The sequence below is a fragment of the uncultured Phascolarctobacterium sp. genome, assembly GCF_958349595.1.
Lineage (GTDB): Bacteria > Bacillota > Negativicutes > Acidaminococcales > Acidaminococcaceae > Phascolarctobacterium.
Window position 1 is genome coordinate 145,467 of the sequence record NZ_CATWDQ010000002.1, and the last position, 21,216, is coordinate 166,682.

A 21,216-nucleotide genomic window follows, 5' to 3' on the forward strand; every position below is an offset into this window, starting at 1 on the left:
ATTCTAAAATTTTTCTTATTTTGAAAGGATGAATGAAATGACTGAAAATGCAATCATTACCGCTGCATCTTTAATCGGCGCGGGTCTTGTTTGTTTAGGCGCTGCAAACGGCGCTGGTACCGGTAACGGTCACCTCTGCGGCAGAACTATTGAATCTATGGCTCGCCAACCGGAAGAATCCGGTAAATTGATGACTACTATGCTGATCTGCGTAGGTTTGGTTGAATCCATGCCTATCCTCTGCTATGTTATCGCTATCGTTCTCGTATTTGCTAACCCCTTCATTAAATAATTTCGTAAAGGAAAACTAGAAAAGGAGCGTGCTATAATTGGTTAACTTTAACGCTACATTTATCGCGCAGGTCCTGAACTTTTTGATTCTCGTTTTCGTTCTTGCGAAATTTGCTTACAAACCCCTGATGAAAATCATGGATGACCGCAAGAATAAAATTGCTAACGATTTAGCAGCCGCAGAAAACGCTAAAACTGATGCCGAAGGCATCAAAGCTGAATATGCCGCTAAATTGGCCGCTGCACGTCAAGAAGCTCAAGCTATTATCGACAATGCGCGTAAAACCGCGCAGACTGCGCACGATAAGATCCTTGCTGAAACTAAAGAAGAGCAGGATCAAATCATCAAAACTGCTAAAGAAGCTATTGCTCTTGAGAAAAAGCAGGCTCTCAGCGAAATCCGCGCCCATGTTATCAATCTCAGCCTGGTTGCTGCCAGCAAGATTGTTGAACAAAAATTAGGTTCTGAAGAAGACAAAAAATTAGCAGGCGATATTGTTGACGCTGTTTTGAAACAATAATTTGCTTGTTGCTCAATAGGCCGGACGAAATCAGGACCGCCCTTTAGCGAAAGGCGGCAATGACGAGAGCCGGTATACGGAGGTGATTGGTACAATTATGAAGAGTGAAGAAAATATTGCTTTGATTAAGCAAGAATTGTCCGACTTCAAAATTGATCTGGGTTCTATTAAAGAACTTTTAGATGTAAAAGTTACTACGGCTAAAAAATTAACTGTAGATGAGTATCAATCCATTTCTGCAATTCTTACCGAAAAATTAGGCCGCGACATTTTCCTCAATAAAAATGTTGATCCTTCTATTCTCGGTGGTATCATCGTGCAAATCGGCGACAAGGTATATGATGCTTCCGCACTTCGTAAACTGAAGAAAATGGAAGTTGTTATGAACGGCATTGACGTTCATGACTATGCTTTGGAAAAACCGGAAGCAATGACTGATGCTCTCAGCGAAAAGCTGGAGAATTACAATGTGGATGTTAACTTGGAAGAGGTCGGTATAGTTGAAAAGATCGGTGACGGCATCGCTACCGTTATCGGTATGAAAAACGCTATGGCCGGCGAATTGGTTGAATTGCCGAACAATGTTTCCGGCATGGTTCTGAACTTGAACCCTGACTCTGTTGGTATCGTTTTGATGGGCGGCGAAACGCTCATTAAAGAAGGCGATCTGGTTCGCCGTACCGGCAACATCATGGACGTTCCCGTAGGCGAAGCTTTGCTGGGCCGCGTTGTCAGCGCTATCGGCGCTCCTATCGACGGCAAAGGCGAGATCGCTTATGCTGAAAAACGCCCTGTAGAATCTGCTGCTCATGGTATCGCAGATCGTGAATCCGTTGATACTCCGCTGCAGACCGGTATCAAATGTATCGATGCGCTCGTTCCTATCGGACGCGGCCAGCGCGAACTTATCATCGGTGACCGCGGCACCGGCAAAACTGCCGTTGCTATCGATACTATCATTAACCAGAAAGGCCTCGGCGTGATCTGCATTTATGTAGCTATCGGCCAAAAGGCTTCCAACGTAGCCCGTATCGTTCGTACTCTGGAACAACACGGCGCTATGGATTATACGATCATCGTTGCAGCTACCGCTGCTGATTCTGCCCCGCTGCAGTATCTGGCTCCTTATGCCGGTGTAACGATGGCAGAATACTTTATGGATCAGGGCAAAGACGTACTTTGCGTATATGACGACTTGTCCAAGCACGCTGTTGCGTATCGTGCCATGTCCCTGCTGCTCCGCCGTCCTCCAGGACGCGAGGCTTATCCTGGCGATGTATTCTACTTGCATTCCCGTTTGCTGGAACGTGCTGCTAAACTGAACAAAGAACTCGGTAACGGTTCTATCACCGCATTGCCTATCATCGAAACACTGGCTGGTGACGTTGGCGGCTTTATTCCTACTAACGTAATTTCTATTACTGACGGACAGATATTCCTGGAATCCGAGTTATTCTATTCCGGTATCCGTCCGGCGATCAATTCCGGTTTGTCCGTATCCCGTGTAGGCGGCGCGGCGCAAATCAAAGCAATGAAATCTGTTGCAGGTACTCTGCGTCTGGACTTGGCACAATATCGTGAGCTGGCAGCATTCGCTCAGTTTGCTTCCGATCTTGATAAAGCTACCAAAGCTCAGCTGGACCGCGGTCAGCGTTTGACAGAGATCCTCAAACAAGGCCAATATGTGCCGCTGCCGGTAGAAAAACAGGTTATGGCTATCTACCTCGGTACTAAAGGTTATTTAGATGATGTTGCAGTAAAAGACATCACTCGCATGGAAAGTGAATTCCTTGATTTTATGGATGCCAACCATCCTGAAATTGGTGCTTCCATCCGTGACGAAAAGAAAATCACCGACGAAAATGAAGCAGCTTTGAAGAAAGCGATCGTTGAGTTCAAGGATACCTTTATTGTCAGTGAAGGTAGGTGATTGACTGATGGCTACTGCACGCGAGATTCATCGCCACATGAAAGGCATCAAAAATATTGGTCAGATCACTAAAGCTATGAAAATGGTTGCCGCTGCCCGTTTGCGCAAAGCGCAGGAAAAAGCAGGCTCCAGCCGTCCGTATGCTTTGAAGATCAAAGAAGTATTGGCCAATATTGTTTGTGATAAGGGCATGGTGGCCGGATTAGACGCCAAAAAGCATCCTTTGCTGCAAAAACGCGAAGTGAAAAAAGTTGGCTATTTGGTTGTATGTTCTGATAAAGGTCTTGCCGGTGCTTATAGCAGTAATGCGTTAAAAAGAGCAGTTGCCGAGATTTCTGAAATTGAAGGCGACGTAGTTATTATTACCAGCGGCCGCAGAGCGAAAGATTTCTTTACGCGCCGTGGTTATAATGTTATTTCCTCGCATCTTGGCTTCTCTGATAAACCAAGTTACAACGATGCTGTGGCTATCGCTACCGATGCGGCTGAACGTTTCGGTGATATGCAGTTTGATGAATTGCATATTGTTTTCACTTTATTTAAATCCGCTTTGTCGCAGATCCCGACAAGCGATATCATCCTTCCGGTAGAACCACCGGAAAAAGAAGCCGGTGCAACTAAGAAAAGTGTCGAGTACCTTTTCTTACCCGAAGCTGAAGAAATTTTGAAGGTTTTGGCACCGCGTTATCTTGAAACTATTGTTTATGCCGCGCTGGTACAATCTGCTGCCAGTGAATTGGGCGCCAGAATGACTGCGATGTCTTCTGCTACTGATAATGCCGGCAAGCTGGTTAAGAATCTGGAGCTGTCTTATAACAAGGCGCGTCAGGCACTTATTACCCGCGAGCTCAGCGAGATCTGCGGCGGCGCCGAAGCATTGAAACAACAATAAGAATAATTCGTAGGGAGGCTAAAACCTTGAATACTGGTAGAATAGTACAAGTTGTTGGCCCTGTTGTTGACATTGAATTCCCTCCGAAAAGTATGCCTGCAATCCTGAACGCTATTAAAATCGATGGTACTACTGATGACGGTAAGGTGCAAATCCATCTTACCTGTGAAGTTATGCAGCATATCGGCTACAATGTAGTCCGTGCAGTTGCCATGAGTTCTACCGACGGTCTTGTTCGCGGAATGGAAGCTGTTGATACCGGCGCACCGATCAGTGTTCCGGTTGGTCCTGGTACTTTGGGCCGCATATTTAACGTATTGGGTGAAACTGTTGACCATGACGAGAGAAAAGTCGATGCTGCCGATTACTGGCCTATCCATAGACCGGCTCCGACTTTCGACCAACAAGCTACAACAACTAAAATTTTAGAAACCGGCATCAAAGTCGTTGACTTGATCGCTCCGTACGCTCTTGGCGGTAAGATCGGTCTGTTCGGCGGCGCAGGTGTTGGTAAAACAGTTATTATTATGGAGCTTATTCATAATATCGCTACCGCGCATGGTGGTTATTCCGTATTTGCAGGTGTTGGCGAACGTACACGTGAAGGCAACGACTTGTGGTGCGAAATGAAAGAATCCGGCGTTATCGATAAGACCGCTCTTGTTTACGGTCAGATGAACGAACCTCCTGGAGCACGTATGCGCGTTGGCCTGACTGGTTTGACCATGGCGGAATATTTCCGTGATATCGGCGGACAGGACGTACTGCTCTTTATCGATAACATTTTCCGTTTCATTCAGGCTGGTTCCGAAGTATCCGCTTTGCTCGGCCGTATGCCGTCCGCAGTAGGTTATCAGCCTACTCTGGCTAACGACATCGGTGCCTTGCAAGAGCGTATCACTTCCACCAAAACTGGTTCCATTACCTCTGTACAGGCCGTATACGTACCTGCGGATGACTTGACTGACCCTGCTCCTGCGGGAACATTCGCTCACTTGGACGCTACGACCGTACTTTCCCGTCAAATTGCAGAGCTTGGTATTTATCCGGCAGTTGACCCGCTTGACTCCACCAGCCGTATCCTTGATCCGCTGGTTATCGGCGAAGAGCACTATAACGTAGCTCGTGGCGTACAGGCTATTTTGCAGCGTTATAAAGAATTGCAGGACATTATCGCAATTCTTGGTATGGAAGAATTGAGCGAAGAGGATAAGATCACTGTTGCCCGCGCTCGTAAAATCCAAAAATTCCTCAGCCAAGCATTCTTTGTTGCTGAACAGTTCACCGGTACTCCCGGCCAATATGTTCCGCTGAAAGAAACTATCCGCGGCTTCAAAGAAATCCTGGAAGGCAAACATGACGATTTGCCGGAAGGTGCTTTCTACATGGTTGGTACCATTGATGACGCTGTAGCTAAAGCTGAGACTATGAAGGCTGAATAATGGCTAATTGTATGCAATTGGAAATTGTCACTCCGGATAAATTGCTTTTCAGCTCCGATGAAATTGTATACTTGGGCCTCCGCACTAATGACGGCGGTATCGGCATCGAGGCTAACCATATTCCCGTTATTGCCAGCTTGGACATTGCTCCGATGAAATATCGTCTGGCTGACGGCACTGAAGGTTACATCGCTATTTGTGGTGGTTTTATGGAAATGAACGCTAATAAATGTACGATCCTGGCAACTATTGCCGAAATGGCTGCTGATATTGACAAAGCCAGAGCAGAAGCTGCTAAAGAACGTGCTGAAGAACGTTTAAAAAATAAGACAGAAAACCTGGATGTCGACCGTGCTCAGCATGCGCTGAGAAGGGCTGTCGCCCGCCTGGGTGCATACAACAAATCAGGACGTTGATAGCATACGACAATTAAACAAAAAACCCACTGTGTAAAAACAGTGGGTTTTTTACTTGCTAAAAGAAACTTTCTATAGTATCCTGTTGATAAAGGAAGGTGATCAGAAGTGTCAGATCCGATCATGGATATTTCAGGAAATAAAATGCTGCATCTGAAACAAGATCTTGCTTTTCTGCGCCGGCGTTTGGCAGAATGTGCTGATGAAAGCGCCAAACAAAGCATCCGCAGAGAGATTATGGAAAAAGAAACTTACTATAATATTCTGGCTGACCGCCAAAGATTAAGTAAATAAAAAACTACCAATCAGCTGATTGGTAGTTTTTTTACGTTAAACTCACTCTTTGGTGATTTTGCCGTTTTGCATCTTGTAACAGAAATTTTTAGTCTGATCCCAGAAGTTGATACAAACTGAGGACCCGGCTTGCAGTTCAAAGCGCAGCTCACTTTCGCTGAGCAGATTTTTGTTGATGCAAAGACGTGCCAGCTGATCAAGGTCTGCTTCCGGCAATTCTTCCACGTGTACAAGGCGGTCGCGCGGATAGGAATTGTTGCTGGTACTGATGATATCCATATAAACGATTTTGCCTGTAACATAATCGGAAATGGCTTTGAGCAAAGCTGCGATACCATCCTGATTAGAGGGGAAAAAACGCGGCGTTTTGAAATAAACTACCTTGAATTCGTGGTCGAAATCATTGGAAAAAATATTGATAGGCAAACCGCCGTTAGGGTTATGGATAGTGATTACTGCTTCATTGGCAGCAGGGACTTTGAAGTCGATCTTTGCTTCCGAACAAATGTGAGTAAGTTTATCCTGAAGTTCGCGGGCTTCTATTTCTGCATTTATCATAGTTTTTCATCTCCTTTAATCAGTATTATAACACTTTGACGCAGGAAACTTGCGAAGAAACTGTGATAAATGTGAAATTTTTCAAAACAGGTAAAAGTCATTGTACAAGTACCTCAAAAATGATAAAATATTACAGTAAGTTTTACTTCATGTAATTGATTCGTTTTGTATAAATATAGAACTTCTTAGGGGGCTATCTGGGTGGAGAAATTAGTTGTCAAAGGCGGTAACCGTCTGACAGGCTCTGTGAAAACTAGTGGAGCAAAAAATGCTGTCTTGCCGATCATTGCTGCGTCGATCTTGGGGAATACTCCCAGCCGTTTAGAGGAGATCCCTGCTCTTGACGATGTGCGTACGATCTGTGCTGTTTTGAATTGCCTGGGCATCAAGGTAGATGCCAGTGAGCCCCATGTACTGAATATAGATAGTACGGAAATAACTTCCTGCGAAGCGCCATATGAATTGGTGCGCTGCATGAGAGCTTCCTTTCTGGTCATGGGACCGTTGCTGGCACGTAAGGGCAAGGCCCGTATTTCTCAGCCGGGCGGCTGCGCTATCGGCACGCGTCCGATCGATCTGCATTTAAAAGGTTTCGAGGCCCTGGGGGTAAAAATAGAACAGGGACATGGCTATATTGAAGCTACCGCGCCGAATGGTTTAGTGGGAACTACGATCTATTTTGATTTCCCCAGTGTCGGCGCTACTGAAAATGTAATGATGGCGGCGGCTTTGGCCGAAGGGACCACTATTCTGGAAAACCCTGCGGAGGAACCGGAGATCGTAGATCTGGCCAACTATCTGAACCAAATGGGAGCCAGGATCCGTGGCGCGGGTACGAATGTGATCAGGATCGAAGGCGTGAAAGAGCTGCATGGTGCCGACCATACGGTGATCCCTGACAGGATCGAGGCCGGGACCTATATGATCGCTGCAGCCATGACCGGCGGCGACATAATTGTAGAGAATGTTTTGACAGAGCATCAAAAACCGCTGATTGCCAAACTGCGGGAAGCAGGCGTAACAGTAGAAGAAGATATTGACAGTGTGCGTGTGACAGGCGAGGGCAGGCTCAAGGCCATTGATGTCAAGACTTTGCCTTATCCCGGGTTCCCTACGGATATGCAGGCGCAGCTGATGGCGATGATGACGATCGCTGAAGGCCGCAGCAAGGTAACGGAAACGGTCTTTGAAAACAGGTTCATGCACGTGGTAGAGCTGAACCGGATGGGCGCCAATATTACTGCCGAGGGCCGCAGCGCGGTCGTTGACGGGCCGGCGAAACTGACGGGCTGTCAGGTACGGGCGACTGATCTGCGGGCCGGTGCGGCGATGATTTTAGCCGGGTTGGTAGCCGAAGGGACGACAGAGATCTGTGATATTTATCACATTGACCGTGGTTATGAAGAGATCGTAACTAAATTACAGGGCTTGGGCGCTGATATTAAACGTGTTGGCGGGAATGATTAAAAGCGGGTGAAAAAATGGTTTTTAACAGTATTGATATAGGTATTGATTTAGGAACTGCCAATATTCTGGTTTTCGTCAAAGGTAAGGGCATTGTTTTGAATGAGCCTTCTGTTGTGGCGATCGACCGGGACAAGAATAAAATTTTGGCAGTTGGTGAGGAAGCCCGGCAGATGATCGGCCGTACTCCCGGTAATATCATAGCGATCCGTCCTTTGAAAGAGGGCGTTATCGCCAACTATACGATCACCCAGAAAATGCTGGAATATGTCGTTAATAAAGTTGCCGGCAAAAGCTTTTTCAGTAAACCGCGGATTATGGTATGTATTCCTACGGGTGTAACTTCGGTTGAAAAGCGTGCTGTTTTAGAAGCAACGATGCAGGCCGGTGCCTCCAAAACTTATCTGATAGAGGAGCCGTTGGCGGCGGCGCTGGGCGCAGGCTTGGATATTGCGGCAGCGGCAGGCAGCATGGTCGTCGATATTGGCGGCGGCACTACTGATATCGCTGTATTGAGCCTGGGCGGAGTTGTTGTGGACGCCTCTTTGCGTATTGGCGGCGATGCTTTTGACGAAGCCATTATCAGGCACGTCAAACGGATCCATAATGTTCTGATCGGTGAACGCACGGCAGAAGAAATAAAAATCAACGTAGCGACGGTGCATCCTGAAGGACGTCAGGTAGAGCATGAGGTTCGCGGACGCGATCTGGTGACAGGTCTGCCGACTACGATCAAAGTTACTTCTGAGGATGGTCGCAAAGCACTGAGAGAGTCAGTCGCAGCCTTAGTGGCGTCGGTAAGATCGGTGCTGGAAAAATGCCCGCCTGAATTATCGGCGGATATAGTGGACAAGGGTATTTACCTGACTGGCGGCGGCGCGCTGCTGGATGGTATTGCTCAAGTACTGAAGGATGAGACCGGTATTGATACTTATATCGCGGAACAGCCGCTGGATTGCGTTGCGCTGGGTACAGGCAAGGCTTTGATCGATTTGAATAAACTGCGCCCGGGGACTATTGTGGGAAATGGCAGTTTGTAAGTGCTGATACACAGCCCTTGTGGCTGTGTATTATTTTTTAGGAGGAGTACAGGAATGTTGCAGAAGAAATATTTTTTTAAAATGATCTTGACGGCGCTTTTGGTTCTGCTGCCGGTCCAGGCCTGGGCGGCGACAGTAAATAAAATGCGTTACAGCAGCAGCCCTACACGGGTAAGGATCGTACTTGATACTGATGAAAAGGTCAAGTATAAAGACGAGAAACAGGGGACGTCAATAGTGTTGAATATTGATGCCGCTGTAGCCCGGGAGATGAGTGAAAAGGTCAAGGACCCGATCATTAAAAGCGTGGTTTTAAAGAAGGATGGGCGCAAAGCGTCCAAATTAGTAGTGACGCTCAACAAAGAGCAGCAGTATAAGGTCTTTGCTCTGCAGAAGCCGGACCGTATCGTTTTGGATATTTACCGTATTTTAGTGACTAAAAACACGGTGAACCAGGGCAAAGGCCTGCAGTATACTTTCTGGCAGGATGACATGGAAGGTCTGCCGATACAGATGCATATTTTAGAAGTGGCTCCTGACAGCGATTATAAATTACTGCCTTTTTCGGGCGCTGTCGACAGGAATGGCCGCGGGACGCTGCTGAAGGCGGCTAATGCCCTGGGCGCGAAGGCGGCTGTCAATGCTTCCTACTTCGATACCAGCGGCTGGATCATCGGTAATTTAAAAATCGACGGCGAATGGCTGGGTATGGAAGATAAGGCCCGCAGCGCTTTTGTTATCGCCGGCGGTAAACCGCAGATATTGAAGGATCTGGCTTATGACGGCAATGTCATGCTGCCGTCGTTGGGCGTAAAACTGTCTGTCAAAGGCATCAACCGGGAACGTATTGCCGAGGATGTCGTTGTTTATACACACTACTTTGGTCCCTCGACGCGGACTAATAATTTTGGCTGCGAGGTTCGGATCAAAGACGGCAAGGTTGCGGAAATCAGCAAAGCCGGAAATATGCGCCTGGATAAAAAGAGCGTGGTAGTTTCCGCACACGGAGCTAACGCCAAAATACTGGAACAGCTGCGGATCGGCGACAGGGCCAGTGTTCAGCAGACCCTGGGCAATGCTGTCGCAGATCAGGCCGAACTTGTTTTGGGAGCAGGTCCGCTGCTGGTAGAAGCCGGTAAGCGCAATGTCCGCTCCGGCAGCGAGCAGATCGCCGGAGATATTGCCTATGGCAGAGCTCCGCGCACAGCCATAGGTGTCAAAAAAGACGGCACTGTGGTGCTGCTGGTAGCAGATGGCCGCCGTACGGATTCTGTCGGCATGACGTTAGAGGAAGCGGCTCGTTATATGCTCAAACTGGGGGCGGTGTCAGCGCTTAATTTTGACGGCGGCGGCTCCAGTGAGATGGTGCTCAATAATAAAGTATTAAACAATCCTTCCGATGGAAGAGAACGGGCTGTAAGTGTAGGCTTAGGCTTATTCCCCAAGAAGAACTGACTTGTCAAAGCCAGGTTAGAATAGTATAATACAATATAGGGAGATATGCAGAAATCCCGATGCTTCCTCTTGGAAGGAGTGAAAACTATGAAAAAAGTCAATTGGAAAATTATTGCGCTGCTGACAGTGCTCTGTATTTTAGGCGGAGCGTATACTTTAGCATTCGCAGATACTGCTGTAGATCAGAAAACTACTTTGAATGGCGTTGTTTTGGCAGACGGACTGGCGACTGTAGGGATGCAGGTCAGTGAAGGTCAGGTGTTGGTCAAAGTCAAAACTATTGCCGGGCCTGCGCCAGCAGCCAGAGCTAATATTGCCGGTAAAGTAACTGCCGTTTTGGTCAAACCGGGCGATACTATCAGCAACGGACAAACTGTAGTGCGTGTAGCGGCTCACTAAGAATAAAATTGAAACCGGCGTGCTGCTCTGCTCACGCCGGTTTTGCACTATTATGGAGAGTTATGAAAAAACAGATATTTATTTTAAGCTTAATAATATGGTGTGTCAGCAGTGCGCTGGCATGGGCCAATGTGCCGCTGATGCCGGTAGAAGATATTGTGCCGGGTATGCGCGGTGTGGCTAAGACCGTCATCGTGGGTGACACTATCGAAGAATTTGATATAGAGGTTTTAGGCGTGATCGGCAATGATGCGATGGGCCATAATATCCTGATCAAAGCCAGCGGCGACGTTATCGACCGCAGCGGCGGCATTGCGCAGGGCATGAGCGGCAGTCCGGTCTACATCAACGGCAGGCTGGCTGGCGCGGTGGCTTTTGGTAAGGCTTTTACCGACCCGCAGTATTGCTTTTTGACACCGATAGGCAGGATGCTGGATCTTTTAAATGAGCCGGCGCCGCGTCCTTCAGAATTTTTACCCAAAAACACACCGTTGATGGCGGGCGGCTTTACAGAGTCCGGCATCCGGTATTTAAGTGAAAAACTGGAACCTTTTGGCCTAAAAGCAACAGGTGTTGGCGGCAGCGGTGCTTTTACCAGCACGCAGCCTCTGCAGCCCGGCAGCGCCGTGGGCGTTTCTTTGATGCGTGGTGACATTCAGTTAGGTGCTTTGGGCACTGTCACCTGGGTCGGCGACGACGGCGAGATCCTCGCTTTTGGCCATCCTTTTATGCAGCGCGGCGATTCCTGCTATTTTATGAACAAGGCCTGGATACTGGCTTCGCTGCCAAATCTGGAATCAGCTTATAAAGTTGGTAATATCGGTGAACCCATCGGTACGATCACTCAGGACCGCAGTGCCGGTATTGCCGGTAAGATCGGACAGGGGCCGCCGGTAGTCCCGGTATATGTTTCTGTCACGGATGGCGCCAGGGGCGTCAACAACAGTTCCCGTGTAGAGATCATCGATGATGAAGTTTTACTGCCGGCCATGCTGGACGCAGTGGCCTATAACACTGTTGCCAAAACTATGGACCGCGAAGGCGGCGGCACGGCCAGATTTTCTTTCCGGATCGATGGCAGAGGTGCTGTCAGTGGCCCGATCAATGTGCAGCGTGAAAATATGTATTATGCAGCGGCAGGCATCGGCAAGCTGATCAATCAGGAGCTGGTAGAAGCGGGAACCATCCTGACGCAGAATAAATTTGAAAAAGTTGATATTTACGGCGTGAATATCAATATCGTTCTTGATGATAAGGCTGAAGTGGCAGAGATCATCAGCGCTTCGGCAAGAGAAAAAGAAGCGGCTCCCGGTGATACTATCCATATCGACGTGCAGTTGCAGCCGTACAGGGCGGCAAAGATTACGAAGACCGTACTGTTCAAAGTGCCTAAAGATCAGCGGGAGGGCAAATTACCCCTGACTGTCCGCGGCGGCAGTTCGCTGGCTTGGATCCAGAACCTGCTGCGTAAACAGCGGGAAGAGGGTGTGCCGGCACAGCAGAAGGATAATCGCAAAACGTTGAATGACTTTATCAAAAGTATCAACGATGCGGACCAGAATAATGATCTGATCGTGGATATTGCTGCCGGTCAGGAAGCTCCCAATGCGGCAATGCAGTCTCAGGCCGGCGGATTTGCGTCCATGCTGGAGGGCAGCCCGATGAAACAGAAAACCACGATGAATTTTATTGTTGACGGAACTACTGATATTGTGGTCGACGTAGTAAAATAATATTTTGGTAAATGGACATAAAAAAGTCATAAAAATAAAGTATATTTAAAAGCAGGTAAAGTGAAGTTTGAAATGGAAATATAGATAACTATCGTTCCATAACGTAGAAGAAGGGGGCTTTCGTAATGCTGCAGACTGTATGCAACGACATAGGCAAGATCATGCTTGACGGCTGTGCTAATGCCGGTCGGATGATGCTGCTCTTTACGGATACTCTGAAGCGGATCGGTCAGGCCGACTGGAAGGAAACTGTCCGGCAAATGGCAAAGCTGGGCGCTGATTCGCTGCCGATCGTCCTGATGACCATACTTTTTACGGGTATGGTATTTTCAGTGCAGACGGCGAAAGAGTTTGTACGTTTTGGCGCTTCTTCTTCTGTTGGCGGTATCGTCGCCATCGCGATGGGACGCGAGCTGGTGCCGGTGCTGACAGGCGTAGTCGTGGCCGGACGTATTGGCGCGGCTATTGCTGCTGAGATCGGTACGATGAAAGTAACAGAGCAGATAGATGCCTTAAAAGTGATGGCTACCAATCCTACGACTTATCTGGTCGTGCCCAGATTTCTGGCCATCGTTTTTATGATGCCGGTGCTGATCGTTTTTGCCAATACCATTGGCAATATTGGCGGTTGGCTGGTTTCACACTATTATGCGGGGATCAGCACTTTTACTTATGTAAATTCTATCAAAATGTTTGCTGAGCCATTTGATATGGTGGGCGGTATGCTTAAAAGCGCGGTTTTTGGCGGCATCATTGCTATCGTAGCTTGCCATAAAGGGCTGGGCGCCAAGCAGGGCGCTGAAGGCGTTGGCATTGCTACGACTGGTTCAGTGGTTTTATCCATTGTGCTGATCTTTATCACGAACTACTTTTTGTCGATTTTACTGTACGTTTAAAGGAGGTACTGCCTGTGGCAGAACCGATTATCAGTTTGCGAAAATTAAATATCGCTTTTGGCGACAATGTTGTTATAAATGATATCGATCTGGATATCGTGCAGGGGGAGACCCTGGCCGTTTTGGGCCCTTCTGGCAGCGGTAAAAGCACTATTTTACGTGCCATGATCGGGCTGCTGCAGCCCAGTGCCGGAGAAATTTTTGTTAAGGGCGAGCAGGTAAGCACGCTGGACGAAGACGGCTGGAACAAGCTGCGGCAGAAAATGGGCATGGTGTTTCAGTATTCGGCGTTGTTTGATTTTTTAACAGTTGGCGAAAATGTCGCTTTCGGACTGCGTCAGCATACTGATAAAAGCGAAGAAGAGATTCAGGCTATAGTCAGGGAGATGTTGGAACTGGTAGGTTTACCGCAGGCCAAAGAACAGTATCCGGCGGAACTGTCCGGCGGTATGAAAAAAAGAGTTGGCTTGGCCCGGGCGATCGCCAACAGGCCGGAAATCGTTTTATATGATGAACCTACGGCTGGTCTTGACCCGATCATGTCAAATAATATCAGCCGGCTGATCAGAAAAACTCAGCAGCAATTGCAGGTGACTTCGGTTTTGGTAACACATGATATGGAATCGGCTTTTTATGCGGCCGATAGAATAGCCATGCTTTATAAGGGCAAAATTGTCGCTTTGGGGACAGTTGCAGAGATAAAGAGTGGCCATAATCAAATCGTAGACGCGTTTATTCGCGGTAAAGAAATCAGAGAGGAGGCGGAGCAGTAATGAGTTCAAACGAAGTAAAAGTTGGCGCATTAACTTTAGGCGGCGTAGGTCTTTTAGCGGGCATCATTACTTTTCTGGGAGCTTTCAGCTTCTCCGGCAGCGGCTATAAGCTGCAGATTTCTTATCCGCAGGTCGGAGGCCTGATGCCGGGCCATGTCGTAAGGTATGCCGGTGTACAGGTCGGCACTGTCAAAGAAGTCAATGTACAGGGTGACAGTGTTGATGTAGTGGCTGATATCAACAAAGACATCAAGATCCCGAAGGGGGCTATTTTTTCCCTGGGGTCCGATGGTATTTTAGGTGAGCGGTTTGTAGATGTACTGCCGCCTGCCAAAATAACGGGACAGTATATTCATCCCGGCGATAAGCTGGAAGGCAACCAGGGGGCCGGGCTGGATGAATTCATGCAGGCTTCTTCCAAGGTGCTGGCAAAAGTTGAAGGTATCGCCGAGGCGCTGAACAATGTTTTCGGTGATCCCGAGGTGCAGCGGTCAATGCGTGATGGTTTTGTCAATGCCCGTGATATCAGCAATAATATGAACACTTTTAGCAAGGTCATGGCCGATGTGGCAGTAGCCAACCAGCAGGAGATCAACCTGATGGTGCAGCAGATGAGCGCAATGGCCGTAAGGATGAATAATGCGGCCAGCCAGATGGAAAACATCATGGTCGAGACTAATAAGGGCGGCGCCGGCCAGAATATGGCGAGGATCATTGAAAACCTTGCTAATGCCAGCGGCAGGATCGAAAAAGCTACGGAGCTTTTGGAAAAGGTGGCAACTGATCCGCAGACCGAGTCTGATATCAAGGCTACGCTGCATAATGCCAGAGAAGCCAGTGATAAGGCTAACCGGATGCTGGGCGTTCTGGATACGGCGAAGGTACAGGCTGATGTGACCCGCAGCGTGAAGGGCAGCGACTGGCGCAGTAATCTGGGCGTTACCTTTACTCCTAAAAAAGATACTTTTGTGTATGTTGGCGGGTACGATATCGGGGATGCGAATAAACTCGATCTTTCGTTAGGTAAAAATTTTGGCCCTGCTGCTGTAAGCATGGGAGCGATGCAGGGTGAATTCGGCGTCGGCTTCGATTACAAGCTGGGCAATGCTTTTAAGCTGTACAGCCAGGTCTATGACTTTAACGACACGAAGGTTAAGGTAGGCGGCGAGCTGAAGCTGACAGATAATCTTTCATTGTTAGGCGAACAGACTGACGTACGTAATGGCAACAAAAACAACACATATGTTGGATTGCGCAGTTATTTTTAAAAAAATGTTTGACTTTTGGGTTATAAAAAAATATAATTTTCTTATACTGACTAGCCAGTCAGTTGATTGGAGGTACGAAAATAATGTTCAATTATAAAAAGAGCCAAAAGGTGTTGGTGCTTACGGCTGCGTTAAGTTTATTATGCACTCAGTCCGTTTTTGCTGAAACCCTGGAGCTTGATTTAGACGATGCCGTACAAAGAGCTTTGACGACGAATCCGGCTGTTAAGATCGCCATCTCGCAAAAGAAAGGCTCGAAAGCGGAACTTAATGCTGCTCGTTCCGGACGCGGTATCAGTATCAGCGCTGAGCATAGATCTGGTCGCGGTGGTTACGCAGATGCTCAGAAAAATGCTTTTACAGGTGTATACAGTAAGGATTTGGGCAATTCTCACAGCAACAGCATTACCGCTTCGATCCCTATTTATACCGGCGGACAATTATCAGGTACGATAGATCAGGCTAAGGCCAATTATAAAAGCTATGCTTTAGGTGAAACCAAGGCTTATATCGAAATGAAAAAGACGGCTACAGACGGTTATTTCAGTTTGCTGCAGGCCGGCAATATGGAAAATCTGTATCAGGATTCTGTTAACCAGCTGGAAGAGCATCTGAAAAATGTTCAGGCCCAGTATGACGTAGGCGTTGTAGCCAAGGTTGACGTACTGCGCAGTGAGGTTTCTTTAGCCAATGCGCAGCAGCAGCTGATCCAGGCCACTAACAACTATGATGTAGCTGAGGCTTCTCTGAACAAGATCATTGGGACTTCTTTAGATACGACTTTGAAATTGAAGGACAGCCTGCAGTATACTCCTTATGAGAATGATATGCAGTATTGCCTTGATTATGCTTCCATGAACCGTGTGGATCTGGAGCAGAGCCGTCTGGCTGTTGATGCGGCCAAAGGTGCTGTTAAGGTTGCTAAAAGCGGCTTTTTACCCAAGGTCAATGCTTCTGCCGGTGAAGCCTGGGGCGGCAGCGGCAGTAACTGGCCCGGCGATGATAAAGAAAACTGGAGTGTAGGCATCAGTGCCTCCATGAATATTTTTGACTCCGGCGTTACCTTATCTAAAGTACATGCAGCCGAAGAGAAACTGCTGCAGGCCGAAGAAACTTATCGTGATACCGTGGATTCCGTGGAACTGGAAGTCCGCAGCAATTATCTGGGGCTGCGCGAAGCTGAGAAACGCATTTCTACTACGCAGGTAGCGGTTGCTAAAGCTGAAGAAGACTTCCATATCGCGCAGGTTCGTTATATGGCCGGTGTCGGTACCAATCTGGACGTTATTGACGCGCAGGTTGCTTTGACCGAGGCCAGGACGAATTTTGTCAATGCTTTGTATGATTATAATACTTCGAAGATCGCTCTGGAAACTGCTATGGGTGTACCTGTGGCTGTTGCTCCAGCTGCCAATACTACCCCGACCATGTCCACTGCGTCAGCAGAAGAATAATTATAAAAATCCCGCTTTGGCGGGATTTTTTATTTTACAAGAAAAATGCAGGAGGTTTCTATCTTTTGTCGAAGTAAAATAAGTTGTATTATGAATTTTACTGCGGAGGCAGAATATGAATAAACTATTTCGTTGGTTGCTGGGAATTATGGCAATAGTCGGTATAGTGTATTACAGTATCATAAAATTTGTTGTGCCGGGGTATTTGGCTCAGGTTCCGCCGCTGGTGTCGAATCTGGCCGGGGATTATATCACCGGTTCTGTTGATATTGCCCGTGTAGAGTGGAATGGGGCCTTGGAGTTGTCCGTATTTGATGTGCAGGTAAAGGATAAACAGCAGCAGCTGATTGCTATTTTACCAGAGGTCCGGCTGCATATCTCGCCCTGGCATGCCCTTTTCAATACTAATAAAGCCCTGGACAGGGTTACTTTGGAAAAGCCTGTTATTTATTTGACGCTGAATGAAAAAGAACATTGGAACGTACAGGATTTTTTGAAGCCATCTGAATCTGACGAAACGCCGTTTTATGGCCTTTTAGCCATTAAAGAAGGAAAGATCATAACGGAAACCCCTTATGGAAAATGGGATTTTGCTTTAGCTGGAACGATCGACGGCAGCGGCAATCCGAAATTTGCTGTTGATGCAAAAGTGGCTCATGCAGCAGACTCGCTGCAGCTCAAGGGCTTGATCGATATGAAGGCCGTGGGCAGTTTAACGGTAAAAAGCGAGCATTTTGCTTTGGAGGCATTTGCCCCGTTAGCCCAGGAGTTTGGCAAAGTAAAAGATTTCCGCGGCGCTGTTCGTAATGTCAATCTTTTGTGGACGAACAGCGGTAAGGATGTTACGATGGCAGGTGCGGTTGTGTTAGAGCAGCTGACAGGCACTGCGATCTATGAAGACTGGGAAATTCCTGTTGGGATTGATGGGAAGGTTGCGTTTAATGATAAGGCTGTTAAAACAGACAAACTTTTACTGACTGTAGATGGACAAACAGCACAGCTTACTGGCGACGTTGATTTTAAAGACCAGAATAATATTCAGGGCCGCGGATTATTGACGGCGGAGCTGCTGAAAATAAAAAATGAAGAATTTCACAACCTGTCTGTGCCCTTCAGAATTATCGACAACAAAGCGCAGATCAATACGGCGCGGGCTGGATTTGGCGGCGGCAAAGCAGATTTTCTGGCAGAATATGATCTTGGCAGTGGTGCTCTGGTGGCAGCGCTTGATCTGGAACAGGTCAAGACTGCGCCGCTCAGTGACCGGCCGGAGGATATTTTTGCCGTAGACGGCAGTATCGCGCTGAAAGGCATAATTAAAGATGACAAGTTCGAAGTCAATTTGGCGGCAGATACTGTACGTTTAGGTTGGCGTGATTTGTTATTGCATAAAGTTGACTTTGATATCGATCTTGATCATGCGGGCTGTAAAATCAATAATTTTTCGGCGTTTACGGAAACTGGCGCAATGCTGGCCCGGGGTACGGTTACCAGTGAGGGCGCATTTAAGCTGCAGGGCTCTGTAACTGATTTTCAGCTGGCGCCTGTCCTTGAAGCTCTGGGGCAGCAGGGCAGTGGCCTGGTAGCCTCTCAATTTGATCTTTCCGGTACGCTTGATGCCGTGAACTTTACAGGTATTACCCAGTTCAAACAGGTTGATCTGGGTGGTCTTACAATCGAGGAAGCTTATGGCGGCATGAGTATGCAAGACAGCATTGTCTCGTTGCGGAACTACAAGGTCAAGATGGCGCAGGGGGAAAGCGTTTTAAACGGCAGCATCAATCTGCAGAGCGAAGACCCGGCCTTTGATCTGGAAGTCGAGACGACGGGGGTAAGGGCAGAGCCGTTTGTGAAGGTGTTTGCCCCGGAAGTAAAGCTGACCGGTAATATCAATAACAAAATGCTCATAACAGGAACCTTATCGATGCCTGATGTCAGCGGTAAGTTTTTACTGACAGACGGCAGCGCTGAAGGTTATCTCATTGATAAGATCGCAACGGATTACAGTTATCAGAAAAATGATTTAGTGATCAGCGACTGCGATATTGTGGCTTTGTCTACAGAAGCTAAACTGAATGGACGCATGGATGCGCAGCAAAATCTTGATTTTAAAGTAGATATCAAAGATATTAATCTCAGTACTTTGCCTATCAATGACGATACAGTTGATTTGGATGGATATGCTGACGCCCAGGGAACCTTGACTGGTACTTTGTCGAAGCCGTTCTTCCATGGTGATGTCAGCAGCAAAGCTATTTTTATCAACGGCGAAGAACTGACTGATATCCAGTGTAAACTGGATAGTGACGGCGGTATTAAAAATCATTTGCTGGGCTCTTTTAAACAGGCCACCAAGGGAGTGCTTTCAGCAGAGCTTGATTATGACCACGAGCAGAGATTGCTGCAGGGCAATATAGTGGCTGTCTATGGCAATGTCAGATCAATCCTGAAAATGGCAAAAGCCGATTATAATGTGGACGGTCTGGCCCAGGGCGAGATCGCGATCAATCCGCATGGGCCCAAATCAGGGATTTTCGTTGATGTCTGGGTAGATGATATTTCTATCAATGACCTGAAATATGAGGAAATGAAGTTCAAGGGTCATTTGCAGGATAAAGTCTGGTATTTCGATGATGTCAAACTGATGGAAACCAAGGACATTACTGATAAGGGCATCGTTGCCGTTGGCGGTAAGGTCAATCTGGCTGATGGCAAGCTGGAGCTTGAGGCCGGCGCTATAGATGCCAATCCGGCACTGGTAACAGCCTTTATGGCTGATCCTGTTGCAGTTACAGGCGATTTGAATATGTTTGTACAATTGCAGGGTACACTGAAAGATCCGGAAGGCAACGGTTCCGTGGAGGTAAAAAATGGCAGTGTAGCCGGCATCGGTTTCGATGACTTTACGGCGATGCTTTCACTTGCCGATGACAATTTAAAAATCGAGCAGGCAATGCTGAATAAAGATATTTATAAGGCCAGTGCTTATGGCGATGTGCCGCTGGATCTGTTCCGTTCGAAAGAACAGCGGCGGGATCCTAATGCCCAGATGAACGTGCAGCTGAATCTGGATAACGCCCGTTTGGGTATTTTGCAGGTCATTTCACCCATGGTAGAATGGGGCGTTGGTGAAACACAGGGGCAGGTCAAACTGGCAGGCACACTGGAGGAACCTCTGGTATACGGAGCTGTAAAAATCCCGGAGGGCTCGCTGAAATTTAAGCATGTGCAGACGGTGATTGAAAATATCCATACTGACATAGAATTTGCAGGCAATAAGGTGACCCTGAAAGATATTTCGGCCAAGCTTGGCAAAGGCAGCTTCAAGGGCAGCGGCACTTATGCGCTGCGCTCTAATGAACGCGACGCTTATCAGTTGGATCTGGTTGCTGATAACGCGGAAATAGCTTCGGATATTTTTACAGGCCGCATCAATGGCAATCTGACTGTGACGCCGCAGCGGTTTATTGTAAGGCAGGAGGCTGGCAGCACGCCGCTTCCTGGTAAAGGCCCGCACTTTAGTTACCGGCCGCTGCTTAAAGGTACCGTACGGTTTGACGATGTCCTCGTCAATATGCCGACCATACCTGAATTCGGTGAAGGGGAAAGCAATATCGGACTTGATGTACAGATAACCCTGGGACCGAAGATCCACTTATACAATAAATATTTATATGACTTATGGCTTGCCGGAGGATTGCATATTCAGGGCAGTACATTGTATACTAATATAGGCGGTACGATCAGTGCCGATCGGGGCTCGATCAGTTATCTTCGCACACAGTTTAAAGTACGTGCTGCTTCTGCGGCCTGGCCTATCCCCGGCAGTGTTTTGCCGACAGTGAATCTGGAAGCCACGGCTAAATTCCAGCGTTATGATATTGGCATGCATATTTCCGGTCCGCTTGAAGAAATGGACTTACAGCTCAATTCTTCACCACCGCTGACCAAGGACCAGATCGTGCGGATGCTGACGCTGCAGCGCGAGGCTACCGGCAGTGAAGGCGTTGATAGCGACGATTTGCAGAATTTGATGACTGCCGGATTGGAAATGGCTGTGTTCGGTGACGTGGAGCAAATCTTTAAAGAGGCGCTGGGACTGGACGAATTCAGGGTCTATTCTGGAAAACTGCGTTCCGGTATCGAAATGGATACGCGGCGCAGCCGTGAGTTCACACCTGACGAACGTAATCAATATAATGTTTTATTCAGTAAATATTTGACGGATAACTTTATGGTTGGGTATACTACCAGTATGGATAACGAGCATCACAGTGTTTTTGGTCAATATGAGATCAGTAAACATTTGAATATCAATTATTCTTTGAACGAAGACCATGAAAACTGGTATGGTCTGGAATATCGGGTGACCTTTTAAAGGAAAGGAGGG

Annotated in this window: 18 protein-coding genes; 17 read left to right on the top strand and 1 reads right to left on the bottom strand. The window is 47.6% G+C overall.

Features of this window, described 5'->3' with window-relative positions; translation table 11 throughout:
- The first annotated feature begins 28 nt into the window (after positions 1-28).
- The 7 genes from atpE to Q4G98_RS02345 all read left to right on the top strand — a co-directional run bounded on the left by atpE (position 29) and on the right by Q4G98_RS02345 (position 5,786).
- Positions 29-292, top strand: coding sequence for a F0F1 ATP synthase subunit C (atpE, locus tag Q4G98_RS02315; RefSeq protein WP_113077761.1), 264 nt, complete (start codon positions 29-31; stop codon positions 290-292).
- Between the two features lie 37 nt (positions 293-329).
- Positions 330-812: a F0F1 ATP synthase subunit B gene (gene atpF / locus Q4G98_RS02320; protein ID WP_298565294.1), complete on the top strand. Its 483-nt coding sequence runs from the start codon at positions 330-332 to the stop codon at positions 810-812.
- A gap of 97 nt (positions 813-909) precedes the next feature.
- Positions 910-2,742 (top strand): F0F1 ATP synthase subunit alpha, encoded by a 1,833-nt coding sequence (atpA, locus tag Q4G98_RS02325; protein ID WP_177561433.1) that lies wholly within the window; start codon positions 910-912, stop codon positions 2,740-2,742.
- A gap of 7 nt (positions 2,743-2,749) precedes the next feature.
- The gene (atpG, locus tag Q4G98_RS02330; protein ID WP_177561434.1) at positions 2,750-3,634 is read left to right on the top strand and encodes an ATP synthase F1 subunit gamma; all 885 of its coding nucleotides are present in this window, start codon (positions 2,750-2,752) and stop codon (positions 3,632-3,634) included.
- Positions 3,635-3,660: 26 nt separating this feature from the next.
- Positions 3,661-5,076 (top strand): F0F1 ATP synthase subunit beta, encoded by a 1,416-nt coding sequence (atpD, locus tag Q4G98_RS02335; RefSeq protein ID WP_293661780.1) that lies wholly within the window; start codon positions 3,661-3,663, stop codon positions 5,074-5,076.
- Positions 5,076-5,492, top strand: a complete 417-nt coding sequence (locus Q4G98_RS02340; protein WP_177561436.1) for a F0F1 ATP synthase subunit epsilon — start codon at positions 5,076-5,078, stop codon at positions 5,490-5,492. Before atpD ends, Q4G98_RS02340 begins: the two co-directional genes overlap by 1 nt.
- A 108-nt stretch (positions 5,493-5,600) precedes the next feature.
- Entirely contained in the window at positions 5,601-5,786 is a 186-nt protein-coding gene (locus tag Q4G98_RS02345) for a hypothetical protein (RefSeq protein WP_177561437.1), read from the top strand.
- A 42-nt stretch (positions 5,787-5,828) separates the two neighbouring features.
- Here the strand turns inward: Q4G98_RS02345 and Q4G98_RS02350 are convergent, their stop codons facing one another.
- Positions 5,829-6,344: a hypothetical protein gene (locus Q4G98_RS02350; RefSeq protein WP_298565298.1), complete on the bottom strand. Its 516-nt coding sequence runs from the start codon at positions 6,342-6,344 to the stop codon at positions 5,829-5,831.
- 201 nt (positions 6,345-6,545) lie between these two features.
- Between Q4G98_RS02350 and murA the strand changes: the two genes are divergently transcribed.
- The 10 genes from murA to Q4G98_RS02400 all read left to right on the top strand — a co-directional run bounded on the left by murA (position 6,546) and on the right by Q4G98_RS02400 (position 21,204).
- Positions 6,546-7,811, top strand: a complete 1,266-nt coding sequence (gene murA, locus Q4G98_RS02355; protein ID WP_177561439.1) for a UDP-N-acetylglucosamine 1-carboxyvinyltransferase — start codon at positions 6,546-6,548, stop codon at positions 7,809-7,811.
- A 14-nt stretch (positions 7,812-7,825) separates the two neighbouring features.
- On the top strand, positions 7,826-8,848 hold the full coding sequence (locus Q4G98_RS02360; RefSeq protein ID WP_177561440.1) for a rod shape-determining protein: 1,023 nt from the start codon (positions 7,826-7,828) through the stop codon (positions 8,846-8,848).
- Between the two features lie 54 nt (positions 8,849-8,902).
- Entirely contained in the window at positions 8,903-10,303 is a 1,401-nt protein-coding gene (locus Q4G98_RS02365; RefSeq protein WP_298565301.1) for a phosphodiester glycosidase family protein, read from the top strand.
- Positions 10,304-10,390: 87 nt separating this feature from the next.
- Entirely contained in the window at positions 10,391-10,702 is a 312-nt protein-coding gene (locus tag Q4G98_RS02370) for a hypothetical protein (protein WP_177561442.1), read from the top strand.
- A gap of 62 nt (positions 10,703-10,764) precedes the next feature.
- A complete protein-coding gene (locus tag Q4G98_RS02375) occupies positions 10,765-12,435 on the top strand; it encodes a SpoIVB peptidase S55 domain-containing protein (RefSeq protein ID WP_298565304.1) in 1,671 nt (556 codons plus the stop codon).
- Positions 12,436-12,560: 125 nt separating this feature from the next.
- The gene (locus tag Q4G98_RS02380; protein WP_177561444.1) at positions 12,561-13,331 is read left to right on the top strand and encodes an ABC transporter permease; all 771 of its coding nucleotides are present in this window, start codon (positions 12,561-12,563) and stop codon (positions 13,329-13,331) included.
- 26 nt (positions 13,332-13,357) lie between these two features.
- Complete coding sequence (locus Q4G98_RS02385; protein WP_177561487.1) at positions 13,358-14,104, top strand: ATP-binding cassette domain-containing protein; 747 nt, start codon at positions 13,358-13,360, stop codon at positions 14,102-14,104.
- Positions 14,104-15,372, top strand: a complete 1,269-nt coding sequence (locus Q4G98_RS02390) for an MlaD family protein (RefSeq protein ID WP_177561445.1) — start codon at positions 14,104-14,106, stop codon at positions 15,370-15,372. The genes Q4G98_RS02385 and Q4G98_RS02390 overlap by 1 nt, the downstream gene beginning before the upstream one ends.
- A gap of 83 nt (positions 15,373-15,455) precedes the next feature.
- Positions 15,456-16,826 carry a TolC family protein gene (locus Q4G98_RS02395; RefSeq protein ID WP_298565311.1) on the top strand — a complete coding sequence of 457 codons (1,371 nt, stop codon included), beginning with the start codon at positions 15,456-15,458 and terminating at the stop codon, positions 16,824-16,826.
- Positions 16,827-16,941: 115 nt separating this feature from the next.
- On the top strand, positions 16,942-21,204 hold the full coding sequence (locus tag Q4G98_RS02400; RefSeq protein ID WP_298565314.1) for a translocation/assembly module TamB domain-containing protein: 4,263 nt from the start codon (positions 16,942-16,944) through the stop codon (positions 21,202-21,204).
- The last annotated feature ends 12 nt before the right edge of the window (positions 21,205-21,216 follow it).

Bases quoted from the DNA above. Each gene is read 5' to 3' on its own strand.
- atpE (WP_113077761.1), top strand. From the start codon at position 29: ATGAATGAAATGACTGAAAATGCAATCATTACCGCTGCATCTTTAATC.
- atpA (WP_177561433.1), top strand. From the start codon at position 910: ATGAAGAGTGAAGAAAATATTGCTTTGATTAAGCAAGAATTGTCCGAC.
- atpG (WP_177561434.1), top strand. From the start codon at position 2,750: ATGGCTACTGCACGCGAGATTCATCGCCACATGAAAGGCATCAAAAAT.
- Q4G98_RS02340 (WP_177561436.1), top strand. From the start codon at position 5,076: ATGGCTAATTGTATGCAATTGGAAATTGTCACTCCGGATAAATTGCTT.
- Q4G98_RS02350 (WP_298565298.1), bottom strand. From the start codon at position 6,344: ATGATAAATGCAGAAATAGAAGCCCGCGAACTTCAGGATAAACTTACT.
- Q4G98_RS02360 (WP_177561440.1), top strand. From the start codon at position 7,826: ATGGTTTTTAACAGTATTGATATAGGTATTGATTTAGGAACTGCCAAT.
- Q4G98_RS02365 (WP_298565301.1), top strand. From the start codon at position 8,903: ATGTTGCAGAAGAAATATTTTTTTAAAATGATCTTGACGGCGCTTTTG.
- Q4G98_RS02370 (WP_177561442.1), top strand. From the start codon at position 10,391: ATGAAAAAAGTCAATTGGAAAATTATTGCGCTGCTGACAGTGCTCTGT.
- Q4G98_RS02375 (WP_298565304.1), top strand. From the start codon at position 10,765: ATGAAAAAACAGATATTTATTTTAAGCTTAATAATATGGTGTGTCAGC.
- Q4G98_RS02380 (WP_177561444.1), top strand. From the start codon at position 12,561: ATGCTGCAGACTGTATGCAACGACATAGGCAAGATCATGCTTGACGGC.
- Q4G98_RS02390 (WP_177561445.1), top strand. From the start codon at position 14,104: ATGAGTTCAAACGAAGTAAAAGTTGGCGCATTAACTTTAGGCGGCGTA.
- Q4G98_RS02395 (WP_298565311.1), top strand. From the start codon at position 15,456: ATGTTCAATTATAAAAAGAGCCAAAAGGTGTTGGTGCTTACGGCTGCG.
- Q4G98_RS02400 (WP_298565314.1), top strand. From the start codon at position 16,942: ATGAATAAACTATTTCGTTGGTTGCTGGGAATTATGGCAATAGTCGGT.